The sequence below is a fragment of the Pseudomonas brassicacearum subsp. neoaurantiaca genome (assembly GCF_013608025.1).
Lineage (GTDB): Bacteria > Pseudomonadota > Gammaproteobacteria > Pseudomonadales > Pseudomonadaceae > Aquipseudomonas.
In genome coordinates this window covers 160,916-180,777 of sequence record NZ_VDLV01000008.1, presented here as the reverse complement: position 1 = coordinate 180,777, position 19,862 = coordinate 160,916, and the positions used below count along the sequence as shown (strand labels likewise).

The 19,862-nt window shown below is 60.2% G+C and carries 14 protein-coding genes and 1 pseudogene; 2 read left to right on the top strand and 13 right to left on the bottom strand.

All coding sequences use genetic code 11. From position 1 onward, the window contains the following. Positions 1 to 51 precede the first annotated feature (51 nt). Positions 52 to 702: a hypothetical protein gene (locus tag FHK92_RS06280; protein WP_181287317.1), complete on the bottom strand. Its 651-nt coding sequence runs from the start codon at positions 700 to 702 to the stop codon at positions 52 to 54. Between the two features lie 227 nt (positions 703 to 929). On the opposite strand from FHK92_RS06280, the gene FHK92_RS06275 reads away from it, so the two are divergent. Further along, a complete protein-coding gene (locus FHK92_RS06275; RefSeq protein ID WP_181287316.1) occupies positions 930 to 1,754 on the top strand; it encodes a hypothetical protein in 825 nt (274 codons plus the stop codon). Between the two features lie 4 nt (positions 1,755 to 1,758). On the opposite strand, the gene FHK92_RS06270 is transcribed toward FHK92_RS06275, so the two are convergent. From FHK92_RS06270 to prmA, 8 genes are all read right to left on the bottom strand, one after another. Then, positions 1,759 to 2,355 (bottom strand): MarC family protein, encoded by a 597-nt coding sequence (locus FHK92_RS06270; RefSeq protein WP_181287315.1) that lies wholly within the window; start codon positions 2,353 to 2,355, stop codon positions 1,759 to 1,761. 63 nt (positions 2,356 to 2,418) lie between these two features. Beyond that, entirely contained in the window at positions 2,419 to 5,193 is a 2,775-nt protein-coding gene (locus FHK92_RS06265; protein ID WP_181287314.1) for a hybrid sensor histidine kinase/response regulator, read from the bottom strand. 102 nt (positions 5,194 to 5,295) lie between these two features. Further along, entirely contained in the window at positions 5,296 to 6,588 is a 1,293-nt protein-coding gene (gene purD, locus FHK92_RS06260; protein ID WP_181287313.1) for a phosphoribosylamine--glycine ligase, read from the bottom strand. A gap of 148 nt (positions 6,589 to 6,736) precedes the next feature. Continuing rightward, on the bottom strand, positions 6,737 to 8,344 hold the full coding sequence (gene purH, locus FHK92_RS06255; protein WP_181287312.1) for a bifunctional phosphoribosylaminoimidazolecarboxamide formyltransferase/IMP cyclohydrolase: 1,608 nt from the start codon (positions 8,342 to 8,344) through the stop codon (positions 6,737 to 6,739). A gap of 83 nt (positions 8,345 to 8,427) precedes the next feature. Beyond that, positions 8,428 to 8,748 (bottom strand): DNA-binding transcriptional regulator Fis, encoded by a 321-nt coding sequence (gene fis, locus FHK92_RS06250; RefSeq protein ID WP_025211617.1) that lies wholly within the window; start codon positions 8,746 to 8,748, stop codon positions 8,428 to 8,430. Continuing rightward, on the bottom strand, positions 8,745 to 9,752 hold the full coding sequence (gene dusB, locus FHK92_RS06245) for a tRNA dihydrouridine synthase DusB (RefSeq protein ID WP_181287311.1): 1,008 nt from the start codon (positions 9,750 to 9,752) through the stop codon (positions 8,745 to 8,747). Before dusB ends, fis begins: the two co-directional genes overlap by 4 nt. A gap of 185 nt (positions 9,753 to 9,937) precedes the next feature. Continuing rightward, positions 9,938 to 11,164, bottom strand: coding sequence for a DUF3426 domain-containing protein (locus tag FHK92_RS06240; RefSeq protein WP_181287310.1), 1,227 nt, complete (start codon positions 11,162 to 11,164; stop codon positions 9,938 to 9,940). A gap of 30 nt (positions 11,165 to 11,194) precedes the next feature. Continuing rightward, on the bottom strand, positions 11,195 to 12,073 hold the full coding sequence (prmA, locus tag FHK92_RS06235) for a 50S ribosomal protein L11 methyltransferase (protein WP_181287309.1): 879 nt from the start codon (positions 12,071 to 12,073) through the stop codon (positions 11,195 to 11,197). 205 nt (positions 12,074 to 12,278) lie between these two features. Between prmA and FHK92_RS06230 the strand changes: the two genes are divergently transcribed. Beyond that, positions 12,279 to 16,268: a dermonecrotic toxin domain-containing protein gene (locus FHK92_RS06230; protein ID WP_181287308.1), complete on the top strand. Its 3,990-nt coding sequence runs from the start codon at positions 12,279 to 12,281 to the stop codon at positions 16,266 to 16,268. 81 nt (positions 16,269 to 16,349) lie between these two features. On the opposite strand, the gene accC is transcribed toward FHK92_RS06230, so the two are convergent. The 4 genes and pseudogenes from accC to FHK92_RS28100 form a co-directional block, all read right to left on the bottom strand. After that, on the bottom strand, positions 16,350 to 17,705 hold the full coding sequence (gene accC / locus FHK92_RS06225; protein ID WP_181287307.1) for an acetyl-CoA carboxylase biotin carboxylase subunit: 1,356 nt from the start codon (positions 17,703 to 17,705) through the stop codon (positions 16,350 to 16,352). 17 nt (positions 17,706 to 17,722) lie between these two features. Next, the gene (gene accB / locus FHK92_RS06220; RefSeq protein ID WP_053118072.1) at positions 17,723 to 18,187 is read right to left on the bottom strand and encodes an acetyl-CoA carboxylase biotin carboxyl carrier protein; all 465 of its coding nucleotides are present in this window, start codon (positions 18,185 to 18,187) and stop codon (positions 17,723 to 17,725) included. Between the two features lie 48 nt (positions 18,188 to 18,235). Further along, a complete protein-coding gene (gene aroQ, locus FHK92_RS06215; RefSeq protein WP_018605716.1) occupies positions 18,236 to 18,688 on the bottom strand; it encodes a type II 3-dehydroquinate dehydratase in 453 nt (150 codons plus the stop codon). A 421-nt stretch (positions 18,689 to 19,109) separates the two neighbouring features. Beyond that, positions 19,110 to 19,616: pseudogene (locus FHK92_RS28100) on the bottom strand (methyl-accepting chemotaxis protein); the annotation flags it as partial. Between the last annotated feature and the right edge of the window lie 246 nt (positions 19,617 to 19,862).

Sequence of the window (19,862 nt, the reverse complement as noted above, 5' to 3'; positions counted from 1 at the left end):
GAGGCAGAAAAAGGTTGCAGGTTTGCGCCTGCAACCTTGGAAGCCAGTCGTTCAAGAGCGGTCGTTTCGCAACGTAAATCGCCTCATCAGGCTTTCATCCAGTTTTTTCTTCATCAAAGCTCTTTTACTGTCCAGTTCGCTTCTGTCCAGTTTCAGGTAGGCCTTGCGCTGAATGATTCTGGCGGAGCTCTTCTCCCATTCCCAGAACAAAAAACCGTGTTTTTTAACGTGGACATCCAGTTCGAGCTTATACAGGGCGATGTTCAGGTTGCCCTGCAAATCGTAGCGCGCCGGGATAACTTGAAAAGACTCGCCGTCTCGGCTTTCTGCATCTAGCGAGAACATCGCCGGGTGATTTGTCTTCAAAGTGTCCAGCGTATCGATCATCGCATTGGCCTGCCGGGTGTCGCGCATCCCATGGGCGCTTTCCACCAGGAAGTCCGCCACGGAGCCGGAGATGATATGTCTCGTGGTGGTAAATATGGAGTCGCCATACAACGACCAACCGAGGAAATTCAATGTGCGCGCATATTCTTCAAACCAGCCTTGGGCATCGCCGTAGCGATGATGGCCAAGGTCAGCCGATCGGGTGGCGATGTTATTGCAGTCGGCAATGTCATTGTAATCTTGCAGGGAAGGTGTCTCGATGTAAGAGAACAAGTTGGGGCCTGTGACGAGGCCGGTTAATGATTGAAAGTCCATTTGAAGTTTCTCGTCCGTTTGGGTTGTAGTGTTGCTCTAGAGCAACAACAATTCCAAAAAGATTCAAGGGGCTCGTTTGGTTAGTTGGCGTCTGGATGTGTGGTGTTTTTATTGGGATGGGTTGCGCTACATATGTTGTATCTGGTTTGGGTTGTTATTTTTCTTCGACGTGTTCTAGATTGTCGCTTGTCCGCAGGAGCGGTCATTTATCTAACTAAGGAAGTAGTATGGAAACGTTTGAGAGTGATATCAGCACCGCGCAAAGTATCGAATTCATCGGCGCACGTATCAGCAGGCGCAAGGCGCAAGTCTTGGCAGGTCGGCGTGTCCGCAGGTCCGCCGTATCGGTGCTACAGGACAGCCCCACCAAGGACATGGATGCGGTCATGCTGGGCGATGCGTTGCTAGGCTATGGCAATAACATGTCGCTCAATAACATGGCGATCATGGAGAACGTCATGACCATGGCAATCATGGAGGCCAACTATCTGGTGCCTGGCGGGAAAAATACCCATGGGTGGTACATGGAGTTCATCAAGTGCCTGCAAGAACTTGGATGTTTCGTGGCGGATGACGGCTACTCCCGTTATACCGAGAGCTCCCTGCAGGTGGATATGGATTTGGTGATCAGCGATATCGTCAAAGGAATCATTGATGGCGTGAAAGCCAGTGTCCCGGCGGCGACGGTGTTGGGTTCCGTGGTCAACACGACAATTGATGGCTTGAAGCAGGACAAGAAAACCCTCGATCTGTTCGGCACCCAAGCCAAGTCGGCCGATGGTGCACGCTTATCCGTCATTCCCTGCGAGCAATTATCCAATGGTGTTCTGATTGCCTCTTCCAGTTCGATAAAACAGACCGGTACTTCGAATAACGGTGGCGTTCTATTTGTGAACTGGCGATGTTCGGCGCGAGAAATTTTCCGGGGCAAGTCGTTTGTGACCTTCAACCCGGCGCGCTATGAAGACTTCAGGCAAGACATTGAAGATTACCTGGGCGAACATCGCCGGGAAGTGTTGAGCAAGCGCTTCAGCCGTCGCAAGCGCGCCTGAGTCGTCACTGCACCAGGTAGCCTCTCACCCCGGTGAAGATGATCTGCGCTGCCAGGGCACAAACAAACAGGCCCATCAGTCGGCTCACAATCTGCAAACCCTGGTCGCCGAGAATCCGTTCGATGCGGCTGGACAGGTACAGCACCACGCCAACGGTGAAGCTGGCCAGGGCGATGCTGATGATGGCCATGAGCTTGTCGTCCCAGTGGGGCTGGCTCACGCCCATCACCAGCAGGGCACCAATGGTGCCGGGGCCGACGGTCAACGGAATGGTCAGCGGGACGATGGTCACGTCCTGCTGGACATTGTCGGTCTGTACCGCTGACTTGCCTTGGGCCATGCCCAGCGCCGAAATGAACAATACGCTGCCGGCGCCGATCCGGAACGCATCCACAGTAATGCCGAACACACTGAAAATCACCCGCCCGAACAGATACAGCAATACGCTGGAAACCAGTGTCGCCGTCGCGACCTTCCACGCCAGGCGACGTTGTTCCTTGCGTGAATAGCCACGCGTCAGGCCGATAAAACACGACAGAACGAAGAAGGGGCTGTAGAGCACCAACATTTTCAGGTAAACGCTGAACAGCACGTGAAGCATGATCGAGGGCTCGGGACGGAGGAAGACGAGCGGAGTCTATCAGGCGTTTTGGCGCCTGTCGGCTCAGGACGTATGTGCTGTTCGGTTCTGTTGGTCGCGCTGGGCCACCCAATGCTCGATCAGCTCGCGCAGTTGCGATAATTCGACCGGCTTGGCCATGTGCCCGTCCATGCCTGCCTGGCGGGCGCGCTCCTTATGTTCGGCCAGGATATGCGCCGTGAGCGCAACCACCGGGGTACGGGTGCGCTGGTTGCCGACTTCCCAGGCGCGAAGTTGCTGGGTGGCGGAAAACCCGTCGAGGATCGGCATTTCACAATCCATCAGGACCAGGTCGTAGCGTTGCTCCTTCATGGCCTTGAGGGCTTCTTCGCCGTTGCTGGCCGTGTCGGGTTGCAGGTTGAGCTTGCCGAGCATGCCGCGGATGACCTTGGTGGAAATGGTGTTGTCTTCAGCCACCAGGATGCGGAAGTCGGCGGGCACTTTCACGGGAGCGGGAACGCCGGCACTGACCGGGACGTTAGGCGCCTGGCCTTTGTTGCGCTGGTTCAGTTCATCCGCCAGGGTGGTCTTGAGCGTATAGCCGGCCACCGGTTTGGCGAGGATGCGCTTGACGCCGCTGTTGCGCGCCACGATCTTGCTCGGGGCGTTGCTGATGCCAGTCAGCATGATCAACAGGATGTCGTGGTTCAGGCTCGGGTCTTCCTTGATCTTGGCGGCCAATTGCGTGCCGGTCATGCCGGGCATGTTCTGGTCAAGCAGTACCACGTCGAAGTAGTCGCGCAAGTGGGCCTTGGTACGCAGCAGCGCCAGCGCCTCCTTGCCCGATGGTACGGCGCTGACGTTCAAGCCCCAGGCGCTGCATTGCTGGACCAGCACCTTGCGGCAGGTATCGTTGTCGTCAACGACCAGCACCCGTGCCCCTTGCAGCGGACCATCGAGGTCGGAGGTCGGGTGTTCAAGGCGATCAGGATCCAGCGGCAAGGTCAGCCATAAGGTGCTGCCCTGGCTGCTGCCACTCTTGATGCCGAATTCGCCGTGCATCAGCATGATCAACTGACGAGCGATGACCAGGCCCAGATTGCCCCCCAGGCGCGTGGCCGAAAGGAAATTCTTGCTGTGCAGTTCCGCATGCATCAGCGTATCGCGCTCCTCGGCGTCCATGGGCGACCCGCTGTCCTGCACGGCGATGCGCAGGCGAGGCTGGTTGCTGCGTTCATCGAGGGCCACGACGATCAGCACTTCGCCTTCGTCGGTTTTCTTCAGGGCATGCTCCAGCAGGCTCAGCAGCGCCTGGCGCAGCCTTGTCGGATCACCGCTGATCACGCGCGGCACCTGGGGCTGGATGAAACTGATCAACTCGACGTTCTGCTGTTCGGCCTTGGCGCGGAAGATGCTCAGGCAATCCTCGATCAGCGCGTTGAGGTCGAACTGCACGTCATCCAATTCGATCTGGCCGGATTCTAGGCGGGAAATGTCGAGTATCTCGTTGATCAGGGTCAGCAGTTCATTGCCTGCGCTGTGGATCGTCTGCACATAATCACGTTGCTTGACCGACAGTGGCGTGCCCAGCAGTAGTTCGGTCATGCCCAGCACGCCGTTCATCGGGGTGCGAATCTCATGGCTGATCTTGGCCAGGAACTCCGCCTTGGCATTGATCTCTGCGTTGCTTGCCGCCAGGTCGCGGCTGATGCTGAAACGGCTCTCGTTAATCGATCGCTGTCGTTCACCCAGGGCAACGCTCATCAGCAGGCCGCTGATGCAGATGAACACCAGCAGGGTGATGATCAGCCCTTGGGGCGCGACTTCCGTCAGCCCTTGCAACGCCGGCAGAATGATCAGCGTGCCCAGGTTGAACACGACCATTGCGGCGACAAACAGCCGTGCCGGGCGGTAGCCCTTCTGCCAATGCCAAGCGCTGACGAACAGCATGCTAAGGCCCGCCAGTGCCACCAATGTGTAGGTCATGATGTTGAGAGGCAGCGTGTTGACGAACAGCAGCAACAGGCTGCACAGCATGATGAAGACGATTTCGCCCAGCAGCAGCCGGTTCAGCGGGTGCGGCCCCAGCGGCGCGAAATAGCGATAGGCGAACATCAAGCCGCAGGGTGCTGTCAGCAACAGCGCCAGGTAGGCCCCCGGGGTTTGGATCGCCGGCCAGTCCGGAAACCAGGCCCCAGCCAGGTTCAACAGCAATATCAGGCTGAGCATCAACAGCCCTTCGCAGGCTGCCAGCCACAGGCAACTGCGTGAGCGGGTGTAGGCGTAGCGGGTGAGGTTGTGCAGGATCAGCATTGCGATACAGCCGAAAAGCAGCCCATAAACCAGGGTCTGGTTCTGGTTGGCGGCTGCCATCACCGCCGGCTGCAGTGAGACGAACGGGCGCAGTTCGTATCGCGAGGCCAAGCGCAGGTAGACGTCGAGTGGCTTATCGCTGCGGGGCAGCGCCAGCATGAGATCGCTGCTGGGCACGGATTGTTCGGCGCCTGCCGTGGCGTTGCCGCTGATCTGCTGGTCGACCAGGGTATCGCCGTCCAGCACATAAAGATTCAGGCGCGAGAGGTCCGGCGCGAAGATGCGCAGGATCTGTTCATGCTTGTCGGGTGCCAGCCGGAAGCGCAGCCACAATGCGCCGCCAGGTTCGGCGGCCTTGAGGTGATCAAGGTCGATGGGGCTGAATTGATTGGTGTAGCGGGCAGAGCGAATGTCGCTCAGTTTCAGATCGCCCTGTTCATCGAGCAATACCGCCCAGGCGCTGCCCGGCGCGGCCTGGGCCGGGAGCACGCAGAGCAGCGTCAGCAGGGTAACGGTCAAGCCTATGGCAATCCTGAGCCAGCGCACGGCGAAATCCCTTCGTAGGTTGATGCCAGATTATAACTATGCGCGGCGCCTGAGCCGACAGGCAAGGGCCATGGACCCTTGCCCGGCTGAATGGCCAGGTTATTACAGGTTTTCGCCACGCTCGCGGGCAATGGCGCGGTAGCCAATGTCCTTGCGATAGAAACAGCCTTCCCAATCAATCTGTGCGGCTAGCTTGTAGGCCTGCTCTTGAGCGGCACCGACACTGTCGCCCATGGCGGTGGCGCACAACACGCGACCGCCTGTGGTAACCACTTGGCCATCCTTCAATGCGGTACCCGCGTGGAACACCTTGCCTTCCAATTGAGCCGAGGCTTCCAGGCCCTTGATCGCACTGCCCTTGGCGTAGTCGCCCGGGTAACCACCAGCGGCCAATACAACGCCGACGCTCGGACGCGGATCCCATTGAGCTTCAACTTTATCCAGCGCCTGGGCCAGGGCGGCTTCCACCAGCAGCACCAGGCTCGATTGCAGGCGCAACATGACCGGCTGGGTCTCAGGATCGCCGAAACGGCAGTTGAATTCGATGACTTTTGGATTACCAGCCTTGTCGATCATCAGGCCAGCATAGAGGAAACCAGTGTAGACGTTGCCTTCCTCGGCCATGCCACGCACGGTTGGCCAGATGACCTGGTCCATGACGCGCTGGTGCACGTCGGCGGTCACTACTGGGGCGGGGGAATAAGCACCCATGCCGCCGGTGTTCGGGCCGCTGTCGCCATCGCCGACACGCTTGTGGTCCTGGCTGGTGGCCATTGGCAGAACGTTCTTGCCGTCGACCATGACGATGAAGCTGGCTTCCTCTCCGTCGAGGAACTCTTCGATCACCACGCGGGAGCCAGCGTCACCGAAGGCATTGCCGGCCAACATGTCGCGCACGGCGTCCTCGGCTTCCGCCAGGGTCATGGCTACGATCACGCCTTTACCGGCGGCCAGGCCGTCTGCCTTGATCACGATCGGTGCGCCTTTTTCGCGCAGGTAAGCCAGGGCCGGTTCGATTTCGGTGAAGTTCTGGTAGTCGGCGGTCGGGATCTTGTGACGTGCCAGGAAATCCTTGGTGAAAGCTTTGGAACCTTCCAGCTGCGCTGCGCCGGCCGTCGGGCCGAAGCAGTCCAGGCCACGGGAACGGAACAGATCGACCACACCTGCAACCAGCGGTACTTCCGGACCAACGATGGTCAGCGAGACGTTTTTCTCGGCGAAATCAGCCAGCTGTTCCAGGGCCAATACGTCGATGGCAACGTTTTCGCACTTGGCTTCGATGGCGGTACCGGCATTGCCCGGTGCGACAAAAACCTTTTGCACACGCGGATCCTGAGCCACTTTCCAGGCCAGGGCGTGTTCGCGGCCACCGCTGCCAATGATCAAAACATTCATTTCAAAAACCTCAAATTCTGTAAGGCGCCGCTGGGGCGCTTTATGTGGGAGCGAGCCTGCTCGCGAAAGCGGTGTACCAGTCAACGTCGACGTTGCCGGTAGATTGCATTCGCGAGCAGGCTCGCTCCCACACTTCGATCAGGTTGGATCAGTGGCGGAAGTGACGCATACCCGTAAAGACCATTGCGATGCCGGCTTCATCTGCGGCGGCAATCACTTCGCTGTCACGCATCGAGCCGCCCGGCTGGATCACCGCAGTGATGCCCACCTTGGCCGCATTGTCGATGCCATCACGGAACGGGAAGAACGCATCGGAAGCCATGACCGCGCCCTGCACCTGCAAACCGGCGTGCTCAGCCTTGATGGCGGCGATGCGGGCCGAGTTCACGCGGCTCATCTGGCCGGCGCCGACGCCGATGGTCTGGCGGTTCTTGGCGTAGACGATGGCGTTGGACTTGACGTACTTGGCGACTTTCCAGGCGAAGATCAGGTCGTTGATTTCCTGCTCGCTCGGAGCGCGCTGGGTCACGACCTTGAGGTCTGCGCTGCCAATCATGCCGATGTCGCGGCTCTGGACCAGCAGGCCGCCGTTGACGCGCTTGTAGTCCCACGCCGGCGCACGATCAGCCGACCATTGGCCGCAGGCCAGCAGGCGCACGTTGGCCTTGGCGGCGACAATGGCGCGGGCTTCTTCGCTGACGGAAGGGGCGATGATCACTTCGACGAACTGGCGCTCGACGATGGCCTTGGCGGTCTCGGCGTCCAGCTCACGGTTGAAGGCAATGATGCCGCCGAAGGCCGACTCGGTGTCGGTGGCGTAGGCCAGTTCGTAGGCCTGGCGGATGCCGCCCTCGGCGTCCGGGCTCACGGCCACGCCGCACGGGTTGGCGTGCTTGACGATCACGCAGGCTGGCTTGACGAAGCTCTTCACGCATTCCAGCGCGGCATCGGTGTCGGCCACGTTGTTGAACGACAGTTCCTTGCCTTGCAATTGCGTGGCGGTGGCGATGCCGACTTCGGCAGGCTTGGCTTCCACGTAGAACGCCGCGCTCTGGTGCGGGTTCTCGCCGTAGCGCATTTCCTGCGCCTTGACGAATTGGCTGTTGAAGGTGCGCGGGAATTCGCTGCGGCCTTCGGTGCTCAGGGTGTCGGCCGCCTGGTTCACGGTGCCCATGTAGTTGGCGATCATGCCGTCGTAGGCAGCGGTGTGTTCGAAGGCCTTGAGCATCAGGTCGAAACGCTGGGCGTAGGTCAGGCCGCCGGCCTTGAGGTTTTCCAGGACGCTGGCATAGTCGCTGGCGTTGACCACGATCGCCACGTCTTTATGGTTCTTGGCTGCCGAGCGGACCATGGTCGGGCCGCCGATGTCGATGTTCTCGATGGCGGTCGGCAGGTCGCAGCCAGGCTTGTTGATGGTGGCTTCGAACGGGTAGAGGTTGACCGCAACCAGGTCGATCGGCTTGATACCGTGCTCGTTCATGATGGCGTCGTCGATGCCGCGACGACCGAGGATGCCGCCGTGGATTTTCGGGTGCAGGGTCTTGACGCGACCGTCCATCATTTCCGCAAAACCGGTGTAGTCCGCGACTTCCACTGCGGCGACGCCGTTGTCCTGCAGCAACTTGAAGGTCCCGCCGGTGGAGAGGATCTCGACGCCCAGCTGTTGCAGCTCGCGGGCGAATTCAAGGATCCCGGTCTTGTCGGAGACGCTGATCAAGGCGCGGCGGATCGGCAGGCGGGTGGTCTGGTCGGTCATTTCAAGTTCCATCAAAAGCAAGGGAAGTCAGCAAAAAAGGCGACCGTTTTTTACGCGGGCGCCTTTCTGGTTTGATTGAATGCTTACAGCAGATCGTACTGCTTGAGTTTCTTGCGCAGGGTGCCGCGGTTCAGGCCCAGCAGCTCACTGGCCTTGGTCTGGTTGCCCTTGACGTAGTTCATCACGCTTTCGAGCAGAGGCGCCTCGACTTCGGAAAGCACCAGGTTGTACACATCCGTGACGGCAGCGCCCTCAAGGTGGGCGAAATAATTGTGCAGCGCCTTCTCGACACTCCCGCGAAGGGTCTGGCCTTCTTCGCTGGGGGTGTTGAGGTGCTGTTTCAAATTCACGTTGTCGCTCACGGGTGTTATTCCACTCACTAAAGTCTCGGTCATCATCGTCATGCGGCCACCCCTTCGTCCCCTGTCAGGCTCTTGTAACGTTCGGCGAAGAACGCCTGAACGTCGGCGCATTGTGCTTGCGTACCATCCAAACGATTGAAACGGGCGCGAAACTCCCTGGCGCCCGGCAGGGTTGCGAGATACCAGCCCACATGCTTGCGAGCGATGCGTACGCCCATGACTTCTCCATAGAAGGCATGCAGCGCGGCCAGATGCTCTAGCAGAATACGTTCCACCTCGGACAACAACGGCGCAGCGAGCTTTTCGCCGGTGCGCAGATAGTGTTCGATTTCACGAAAAATCCATGGTCGCCCTTGGGCGGCCCGGCCGATCAACAGGCCATCGGCACCGGTCGCGTCCAGCACGTACCGGGCCTTCTCGGCCGAGTCGACATCGCCATTGGCAAAGACCGGAATCGACACCGCCTGTTTGATCGCGGCGATGGTGTCGTACTCGGCCTCGCCGGTGTACAGGTCGGCACGGGTGCGGCCATGGACCGCCAGCGCCGTGATGCCTGCCTGTTCGGCGATCTTCGCCACCGTCAGGCCGTTCTTGTTCTCCCGGTCCCACCCGGTGCGAATCTTCAATGTCACCGGCACATCGACTGCGGCGACAACCGCCTGCAGGATCTCGGTGACCAGCGCTTCGTCCTTCAACAGTGCCGAGCCTGCGGCCTTGTTGCAGACCTTTTTCGCCGGGCAGCCCATGTTGATGTCGATAATCTGCGCCCCCAGCTCTACGTTGGCCCGGGCCGCTTGCGCCAGCATCTGCGCATCACCTCCGGCGATCTGTACCGAGCGCGGCTCGGGATCACCTTCGTGGATCATGCGCAGGCGCGACTTGCGGGTGTTCCACAAACTCATGTCGCTGGTCACCATTTCCGACACCACGAGACCGGCACCCAATCGTTTGCATAACTGACGAAAGGGCTGGTCGGTGACGCCCGCCATGGGGGCGAGGACCAGACCGTTCTGCAATGTATAAGGGCCGATGCGTACCGCCGACATAGGACTTCCCTGAAGTGGGGCCGGATCATGAGACTTCGAAAAAGGGTTGGCATGATACCCGCTCTCGATGACTGGATAAAGGTCGAATTGGATAAAATCTGAACAGCTATTTTGTTATCGCCAGCGGTTTGGTCCGGGCGGGGTGAGTCAGAAAGCTGCCGTCAACGGATCGACCCTGGCGCGTCTCATTCAGGCGAATGGAAGCTCAGACTGTAGTTCACCGCTTTCGGGCCAGGGTCCAGGATGTCCAGCGCGATATGGATCGGCGTCTGCGGTGGCATTTCCCCCAGGCCTTCAAGGTCGCCGCCCAGGTACTCGCCGGGCTTGAAGCGCCGGCTGGCGATCAGGTGGCCGTTGAGGTCGGCGAAACGCAGCTCCAGCAGCGGGAAGGGCTGGGAGAAGGGCGCGCGGTTGTAGATGATCGCATCGACGATCAGCGCGCCGCTGAATTCCGGATGGCTGCGCACCACCAGGTTGCTGCTTCTGATCTTGGCGATGTCGACCTTGGACGGTACGTCGCAGCCAATGGCCGGACAGATTTGCAGGAACCACGGGCGATACTGGTCCTGGCGGGCCAGTTCCTCGAAGTGGTAGGCAACGTACTGGCCAGCCAAGGCCACGGCGCCAAGCAATATCAACAGGCTCCAGAGCAGGCGCCGGCCCCAGGGCGAGCGGCGCTTGCGCCAATCCAGTTGTAGCGGGTCGTCATCCAGGTCCTGAAGGGCTTCGGCGCGTATGCCGGGCTCTTGGCGTTCGCGTTTCCTGGATGACGCTGCCAGTGGCTCCGGTTCATCGTCCAGGTCATCAGTGGCTGAAAGGCGTTCGAGATGTTCGTGAGGCTCGTCATCCGGCGTGAGGCTTAGCGCGGCGACAGGCGTGTCGTCCGGTTCCAGCGGTTCAAGGGCCAGGGACAAGGACGGTTCGGTGCGCGGTGGCCGCGCGGGCTCGTGGGGCTCGAACGGCTCGACAGGTGGCTGGATCGCGGCTTCGGCGCGTTCGACGGCGGATTCGCTGTACAGGCTGTCGACCCATGGCTCTTGCTCGTTCGAAGGGTGCTCGCGCTGGGCACTCAGGTTGTCTTCCCGGCGCCGTCCGAAGGTGTCCGGAGCGCGCTTGTCACGCCTTTCCAGGCGGGCCAGTTCTTTGTCGAGGTCATCGAGATCCAGCTCGGCGGCTGTCCATTGTTTCTGGCTGATGGCGCGGGGCGGTGCGTCGGCGGCAGGTTTGGGGGGCGGAGCCAGCGGGGGCGCGCCGCTATTGCCTGTGCGTTGCTCCAGCAATTGCCGCGCGGCATTGAACACTTGCAGGCACGAGCCGCAGCGAACCACTCCGCGGGCCACGCTCAATTGAGCATGGCTGACGCGAAAACTGGTGTGGCAATGCGGGCACTGGGTGACGAAGCTGTCGGTCATGCGGCAATCCGGTTGATACAGGCGGACATTCTAGCGCCGACGTCCGGTGATGCGCACCCAGCCATCACGATTGGCGATCGGGTCCAGGTCAAAGTCCGCAGCATAAGCGGCGGCGACTTCTTCGCCCTGTTCGGCAAGGATGCCCGACAACGCCAAGCGTCCGCCGGGCTTGACCAGGCTCGACAGTTGCGGCGCCAGGGACACCAGCGGGCCAGCAAGAATGTTGGCCACCAGCACGTCGGCCTGCACGTTCGGCAGGTCCTGCGGCAAGTACAACGGGAACAGCTCTTCGGCAATGTTGTTGCGCCCGGCGTTGTCGCGGGATGCTTCCAGGGCCTGGACATCGATGTCGGTGCCGACCGCTTCGTTGGCGCCCAGCAGCAGCGCGGCGATGGCCAGGATTCCCGAGCCGCAGCCGAAGTCGAGCACGTTGCAGCCCTTGAGGTCCTGGCCGTCGAGCCATTCCAGGCACAGCGCGGTGGTGGGGTGGGTGCCGGTGCCGAATGCCAGGCCCGGGTCCAGCAGCAGATTCACCGCGTCAGGTTCCGGCGCGGCATGCCAGCTCGGCACGATCCACAGGCGCTGGCCAAAACGCATCGGTTGGAAATTGTCCATCCAACTGCGTTCCCAGTCCTGGTCTTCAATCACTTCGCTGTGATGCTCGGGCAACGGGCTGCCGGTCAGCAGCTCCAGGTGGGCGAGCACGCTGGCCGCCTCGGTGCCGCCTTCGAACAGCGCCAGCAAATGGGTGTGGGACCACAGTGGGGTGGTGTTGAGCTCAGGCTCGAAGATCGGCTGGTCTTCGGCGTCCATGAAAGTCACCGAAACGGCGCCTACTTCAAGAAAGGCGTCTTCGTAGGTTTCGGCTTGTTCCGGGCTGATGGCCAGGCGTACTTGCAGCCAAGGCATGGCGGGCACCTTTGAAAAAAATCGACAGGGGGCAGCGCGGGGCTGCAAAGGCGCGCAGTGTACGCCAGGTCGCTATCAAAGTGGATAAGCGAGTCCTGGCCGGTCCGGTTGGTGTTCCGATATAAAGTTTCGATATAAATATGTATGGCATCGGCGGGTTGCAGGCCGGATAAGGTGCGCGTCCACACAACAGGGAGGAATGTGTATGGACAATGCGGCCGAATGGCAACGAAACAGGGATGGCATGGGGGCGGTATCGGCCTCGCAAGAGGCCACTGCTCAAGCGGTTCTGGAAAAGCTGGCGCGTTGGCAGGCTGTTATCGACGCCCGATTGCAAGCGCAGATGACCCTGCTTGAAGTGCTGGAGGAGTTTCTGTTGGTCCAACTGCGCACTCATTATTATCAAGGTAACGTAGACGTTCACTTTCTCGGCACCTTGCTCGATACCGCGCTGCTCCGGATGAGCGGCCAGGCATTCGAAGCCTATGACGCGGAGCGAGATGCACCCTACCGCTGGCCTGGGGGAGCTGATTTGAGCTTTCCGGCCGAGCGCAGGGATGTCGTTACCCAGGCAGTGGAAAGCACAGCCTTCGGCTTTATCGATCACTACGAGGGCTATCTGCGCCGGCATTGGAAACTGTCGGGGTACGATGCCTGGCTCCAAGATGTACTTCGCGAAAAAGTTGAAGACCATATTGCGCAAGTCGTGGCGATTTTCCAGCCGGGTCGCCTGGCTGGGCGAGGCGTGGACGAACTGCGCGAAGCAATTACAGCGCTGGAAGACGCGTGGCATCGCATGGGGCAATCGAGCGCGCTGGCAACCCGCAAGGAACGTCATGAGTTAGCGGCGCTGGCGAGCCGGCAGTTACCTGATTGGTTGCGCGGGCTGGGCGAAGCTGACCGTAAACGGCTGGAGGACCTGCATGAGGAGGCCCTGCAAGCACAGGCATTGGTCGATGAACAGCTCGACGGCTTGGGCTCGCTGAAGGATTTTGCCCGAAGCTTGGCCAGGGACTATGTCAGGCGTGAATTGGACATGGAGGTCGAGCCGGATGGCATCCGCGTGAAATTACAGTGGCGAACCATAATGGGGCAGCCAATGCGAACCTACAGGCTGAGCGAACTGGTGGCTGGGGGGCCGATCAGGCCGGACGCGATATCGGTGGTCCTGGTTGAAAACGGCACGATGCTCCGCAACGAGCCCATTTCACCGCTGTTCATGGCGCAACTGTTGGCGAGCGTGGATGCCCCGGCCGAATATTTACCCGCGCTCGCGACCCGATATCACCAGGCGGACCTCAAGGACGCCATGTTCGATTGGTTTTTGGCGAGATTGCAGCACAGCGCGTTTGTCGCGCGGTGCGCCGGTCACATGTCGACAGCCAGCCACTATCATCTCAGTGCTGCGTGGAGTAGCGAATCGCCGGGCCAGGCCATCGATGGGCTGCGAGTCTCCACTATCGAGTTGCCGGACAGGTCCGGATGTGTGGACTTGATGGTGTTCTACCGCGAAGGCCCGCGACAGGGCTCCACCGAAGTGTTGCTGTACGCCCCCGGCAAACCGGATGGCCAGGAGTGGATTTCCTTGCCTTCGCTTCGTGCAGTGAGCGCAGAGATAGGCGGGTGGGCCGCTAGCGAAGCCGGCCGTGAATATCTGTTGCAGCAAATTGCTCCAGGCGACCGGGTCCGGGCTCGGGAATATCTCGTCAATGTCATGCAGAAACCGACGTCATGGAACTTGAGCAAGGATCCCCGAGGGCCGGCGAGTGGTTTCAAGACCTGTATTGAACAGGCGGTGCTGACAGGGCTGAGCAATAACCTGATGCAGGTGGAAATGAGCGAGTCGCCTCGCTGGTACTCAAGGCTGCCGCTTGAATCGCGCAGGACCATCAGTGGATTGGGCCAAGAACTTCTGGTCCATCAGCAGCTTTTCGGTGAGCAGTTGGCCGGTTATGAAGTCTTCATGGACTTCGCCAAACGTACTGTCACGCAAGCTATTGCGCCTTATATGCGCAGCAAGGGCGTGTACGAATCGGTGGATCCTTCGACGGTTCTCATCGAGTTCTACCCAGGCCTGACAGGCGAAAAAAAGGTCGCCAGCCTGCTGGAGCTTGCAATTTATGGCTACGACGACAACGCGGGAATCGACCACCCTGCACGGGGCGTCCGCTCCACGGTTGGCCAGGACCTGGGGCGAGTTCGCAGCGCCGATCTGGCGCGCTACATTCGAAGTGCCTACCTGGGGGAGCGATACGCCAGGGAGGTTCGCAGCAAGTTCCTTGATGCCAATGATCCCGCGTATCTGAAGCGTCGCGATGTTTACCGCTACATGTTGCTGGCCAGGATGGAACGCGACCTGCGCATCGCCTACGGCCAGTCGGCGTTAAGCATCGATGCGTTTCGCTGGCTCACCCGACAGTTCACGTTATTGGGCGACAGGACGCCCGCTGGCGGCCCGGTGTCTCCATCAGCTGTTGTGGCGCGAGAGGGTGTGCACAGGCTCACCGTCAATGGCCATGTTGTCCTGGGCGTCTACCTCTTCACTTACTTCGACCCGAAGGGCGTCTACTGGCTGTACACGCCCGATGCTCCGGACGGCCTGTTGTTTCGCAACTACGCAGCGTTTCGTGGACGCACTGCAGTGCAATTGCATGACTACGTCCTGGAGCGAGTGGCATTGACCGCGCGAGCCTCAGTGGCGCGCTCGCTGCTGGCCTTGGCGGCCGACGCGTCGCCGGTCGATACGTTGCGTGAGTTCAATCGGGTGGTTGATATCGGCGCCGAGTTCGACGCTTTTATCGAGCGCGCTATTACCGATGTGAAGGACATCACCACCAGTCGTGCCGAGGTCATCAAGCATCAGGTCGTCAAGGGGCTGCTCTTTGCGGCTGCGCCCGTATGCATGATCTATCCGCCGTTTGCCGTGCTTTTGGACATTGCCTTTATCGGCATTAGCGCCTCGCAGGCAATCGAGGCACATGCGCGAGGCGATACGCAGGAGGCGCTTGAGCATTGGCTGGTCGCGTCCTGGGGATCACTGTTCGTCGTGCTCGGGGCGGCCAGCGTGGCTGCACTGCTCGGGCGGTCGGCAATGAGCCTGAAACTTATACTCAGGCCTCAGTCCTTGTCGGCGCAGCGCTTGAGGAAGGCGACAACGGTCGCAGCCAAGGAAGCCGGTCCGCTGATCCGACCGATACGCTTGAAGGCAAGACAGGCGGTTACGACAACCCCTGAAAATTTGCTGCCCGTGGCCGACGACGGCATTTTCTACGGCACCTACCGCAGCCCGCCCAGCGCATCGCAACCTCAAGCGACTTATTACATTCGGAGCCAAGGGCGCTATTTCCAGGTGAAGCCAGACCCCTACTTCGGCGGCTTGTGCCTGGCGGATGCCAGCCGTCCCGGCGCGTTGTACAAGGTGCCCATACGCAGAATGGCGGATGGCAGGTGGGTCCATAACAAAGTTGGCTTGCGAGGCGGAAATGATGAAGTGCGCAACCTGGGGCGAATCGATGACGTAACGGATTTGCGCAGGGCCTTCCCTACTCACGACGTTCCGGTGCCCAAAAGGGGAGCGTTACAAGGAGAAGGCGTCGTTGCGAAGTTCATTCCCGGCGCGGAGACCAATTATCTTTTCTCGCTGAACGCACAGACGTGCGTCATCGCCTCTGTGTACAACCCGGCCACCAGGATCGGGGCGATCATTCATTTCGACCACAATGTCACTTCGCTTATCAATCGCAGCGTCGAGAATGTGATCAGGCACTTGAACGGACCTGCAAAGGATATTCGCGTCACGCTTATAGGAGGGGAGTGGCTTTCATTGGGCGGCGATATCGGAACGGCTGTCAGGTCGGTAATGAGGCGTAAACGCTTGCAGCCCCGTTGGGACTACTGGTCGTATTCTTCTTGTTTTGGGAATACTTATGGCGCCGTACTGGATCTTAAGAGTGGTATCACTTCTGTGTTCAAGACACCGCTGACGGTAGTGGAGGGCTTCTACTCTCCTTTGCAACAGGCGCTACGCAGAGGTAGCAGGGGCGAGTTTTTCGAGCGGCTGCAGCGATTCGAAAAGCGGTTTCGCGGTGATCCTGTCGTACAGCGTGCCAGTGGGGAAGTTCGCATTCCGTTGCAATCCAGGGCAGCGAGCCGGGAAGAAATAGACGCGCAGATGTTTACGATTCATTGGGTGTGACACGCTGCGTTTTTTTTATTCAGCCAGGCAAAAAAAGACCCCGGACCAAACGGGCCGGGGTCCTTTTACATCACCAAGGCATCAATGCTGGTTGCCCAGCTTGTGTTCCAGGTAATGAATGTTGACGCCACCTTTGCAGAAGCCTTCGTCGCGGACCAGGTCGCGGTGCAGCGGGATATTGGTCTTGATCCCGTCTACCACGATTTCATCCAGCGCATTGCGCATGCGCGCCATGGCTTCGTCACGGGTCGCCCCGTAAGTGATCAGCTTGCCGATCAGCGAGTCGTAGTTCGGCGGAACCGCATAACCGCTGTACAGGTGCGAATCGACGCGAACGCCGTTGCCGCCTGGTGCGTGGAAATGCTTGACGGTGCCTGGGCTTGGCATGAAGGTCTTCGGGTCTTCGGCGTTGATCCGGCACTCCAGCGAGTGACCGCGGATGACCACGTCATCCTGGGTGAACGACAGCTTGTTGCCGGCGGCGATGCTGAGCATCTCCTTGACGATATCGATACCGGTGACCATTTCTGAAACCGGGTGCTCCACCTGAACACGGGTGTTCATTTCGATGAAATAGAAACGACCGTTTTCGTAGAGGAACTCGAAGGTGCCGGCGCCACGGTAGCCGATGTCGATGCAAGCCTTGACGCAACGCGCCAGGACTTCCTCGCGAGCCTGCTCGTCGATGCCCGGTGCCGGTGCTTCTTCGAGGACCTTCTGGTGACGGCGTTGCAGCGAGCAATCGCGGTCGCCCAGGTGGATGGCATGGCCTTGACCGTCGGACAATACCTGGACTTCGACGTGACGTGGGTTGGTCAGGAATTTTTCCAGATACACCATCGGGTTGCCGAACGCCGCGCCTGCTTCGGAGCGGGTCAGTTTGGCCGAGGAAATCAGGTCTTCTTCCTTGTGCACCACACGCATACCGCGACCACCGCCGCCGCCAGCGGCCTTGATGATCACCGGATAACCAACTTCGCGACCGATGCGCAACGCGGTTTCTTCGTCTTCAGGCAGCGGGCCGTCGGAGCCCGGAACGGTCGGCACGCCGGCAGCGATCATGGCGTGCTTGGCGGAAACCTTGTCGCCCATCAGGCGGATGGTTTCGGCTTTCGGACCAATGAAGGCAAAACCGGAGTTTTCGACCTGTTCGGCGAAGTCGGCGTTTTCCGCCAGGAAACCGTAGCCAGGGTGAATGGCGGTGGCACCGGTCACTTCGGCCGCGGCGATGATCGCCGGGATGTGCAGGTAGGAGTGCGCAGCCGACGCCGGACCGATGCAGACGGATTCGTCCGCCAGGCCCAGGTGCATCAGTTCTTTGTCGGCCTTGGAGTAAACGGCGACGGTCTTGATGCCCATCTCTTTGCAGGCACGCAGAATCCGCAGGGCGATCTCACCGCGGTTAGCGATCAGAACTTTTTCCAACTTCGCAGTCATCAAAGGCTCTCCGCGGTTCAAACGATGGTGAACAGCGGTTGGTCGTACTCAACCGGCTGGCCGTCTTCGACGAGGATGGATTCGATCACACCGCTGGTTTCAGCTTCGATGTGGTTCATCATCTTCATGGCTTCGACGATGCACAGGGTGTCGCCTTTCTTCACGGTCTGGCCGACTTCAACGAAGGACGGCGAGGATGGCGAGGACTTGCGATAGAACGTGCCCACCATTGGCGAACGGGCCACGGTGCCGTTCAGCGTTGGCGCCGCAGGTGCGGCTGGCGCTGCAGCGGCTACTGGCGCGGCTGCCGGAGCAGGCGCGGCAGCCGGGGCTTGCATCGGGGCCGGTGCATAGAACTGCTGGGCCGGGGTCTTGCTGTGGCGGCTGATGCGTACGGACTCTTCGCCTTCCTTGATCTCGAGCTCGTCGATACCGGACTCTTCCAGCAATTCGATCAATTTCTTAACTTTACGGATATCCATGAATCATCAACTCCCAAGGGTCGGTCAGGGGCGTTTAACGCTTGTTGTTCAAGCTGTTGCCTGTTTTTCAAGCTGCTCTAGAGCGGCCTCCAGGGCCAGTCGGTAACCGCTGGCGCCAAGGCCGCAGATCACTCCCACCGCTACATCTGAAAAGTAGGAGTGATGGCGGAAAGGTTCGCGTTTGTGCACGTTGGACAAATGCACTTCGATGAATGGGATGCTCACCGCCAGCAGCGCGTCACGTAATGCGACACTTGTGTGTGTAAAAGCTGCTGGATTGATCAAAATGAAGTCCACCCCTTCGCCGCGCGCGGCATGGATGCGGTCGATCAATTCGTATTCGGCGTTGCTTTGCAGATAGAGCAAATGGTGGCCGGCGTTGCGGGCCCGCTGCTCCAGGTCCTGGTTGATCTGGGCCAGTGTCACCGCGCCGTAGACGCCCGGTTCGCGGGTGCCCAGCAGGTTCAGGTTGGGTCCGTGCAGGACCAATAGGGTCGCCATCTGCTGTTCCTTGTTATCCGTGAGCAGGTGTCAGAACCCGGAGACTATGCCGCAAAGCCTTTATGACTGTCCAGTTCTCGGCAATAGCCGGCACGTTGACCGATGTTTGCGCGAAATTTGTGACCATGCCCATGGATCCGGTCACCCGCGCTCGGAAAACTGGCGCCGGACCCTGTGGGAGCGAGCCCGCTCGCGAAGACGGCGGTACATCCGACATAGAGGCAAGCTGACCCACCGCTTTCGCGAGCAAGCTCGCTCCTACAATGGACTTAGGCAGCACGCAACATCTGAGAACACCACCAAACCCTGTGGGAGCGAGCTTGCTCGCGAAGACGGCGGCAGATTCGACATCGATGCAATCTGACACACCGCTTTCGCGAGCAGGCTCGCTTCTACAGTGGGTCCTGGGTGATTGTTGGAGTTAAACCCGAAACGCTTGCACCGCCGTGTGCAGCCGTCCGCCGAGCACCAGCAGGTTGTCGCCTTGTTCTCGGCCCTGGCCGATGCGCTGCAGATTGTCGCCACCCAATTGATGTATCCGCTCGCTGTGATCGCGGATCTCGCTGACGGCGTCGCTTTGCTGGGCGGTGACATCGGCGATGCGCACGGCCGTATCGGCAATGGTCTGGATGGCGCCGACAATGGTGTCCAGCGCGCCGTCGGCTGCTTGTGCCTGGTTGGCGGTGGCTTCGGCATGCTCGACTTGGGCACGCATGCCGTCCACCGATTGGCGCGCGGCCAGTTGCAAGCGGGCGATCAGCGCCTGGATTTCCGAGGTGGCGCCAGCCGTGCGTTGGGCCAGGGAGCGGACTTCCTCGGCCACCACCGCAAAGCCCCGACCCATTTCCCCGGCGCGGGCGGCTTCGATGGCGGCGTTGAGGGCCAGCAGGTTGGTCTGGTCGGCAATCGAGCGGATGACGGTCAGCACACCGCCAATGGTCGCCGACTCCTCGGCCAGTTGTTCGATCATCTGCGCATTGCCTTGCACCTCGCCCACCAGCGCATGGAGGCCGGCGAGGCTCAGGCCGATGACTTTCTGGCCGTGCTCCACGGCGTTCCCGGCGCTGCGACTGGCATCTGCGGCCTGGCTGGCATCGCCGGCCACCTGCTGGATGGTCGCCTCTAGTTCGCTGAGGGAGTCACGAATCAGCGCGGTATCGCCCGCCTGGTGTTC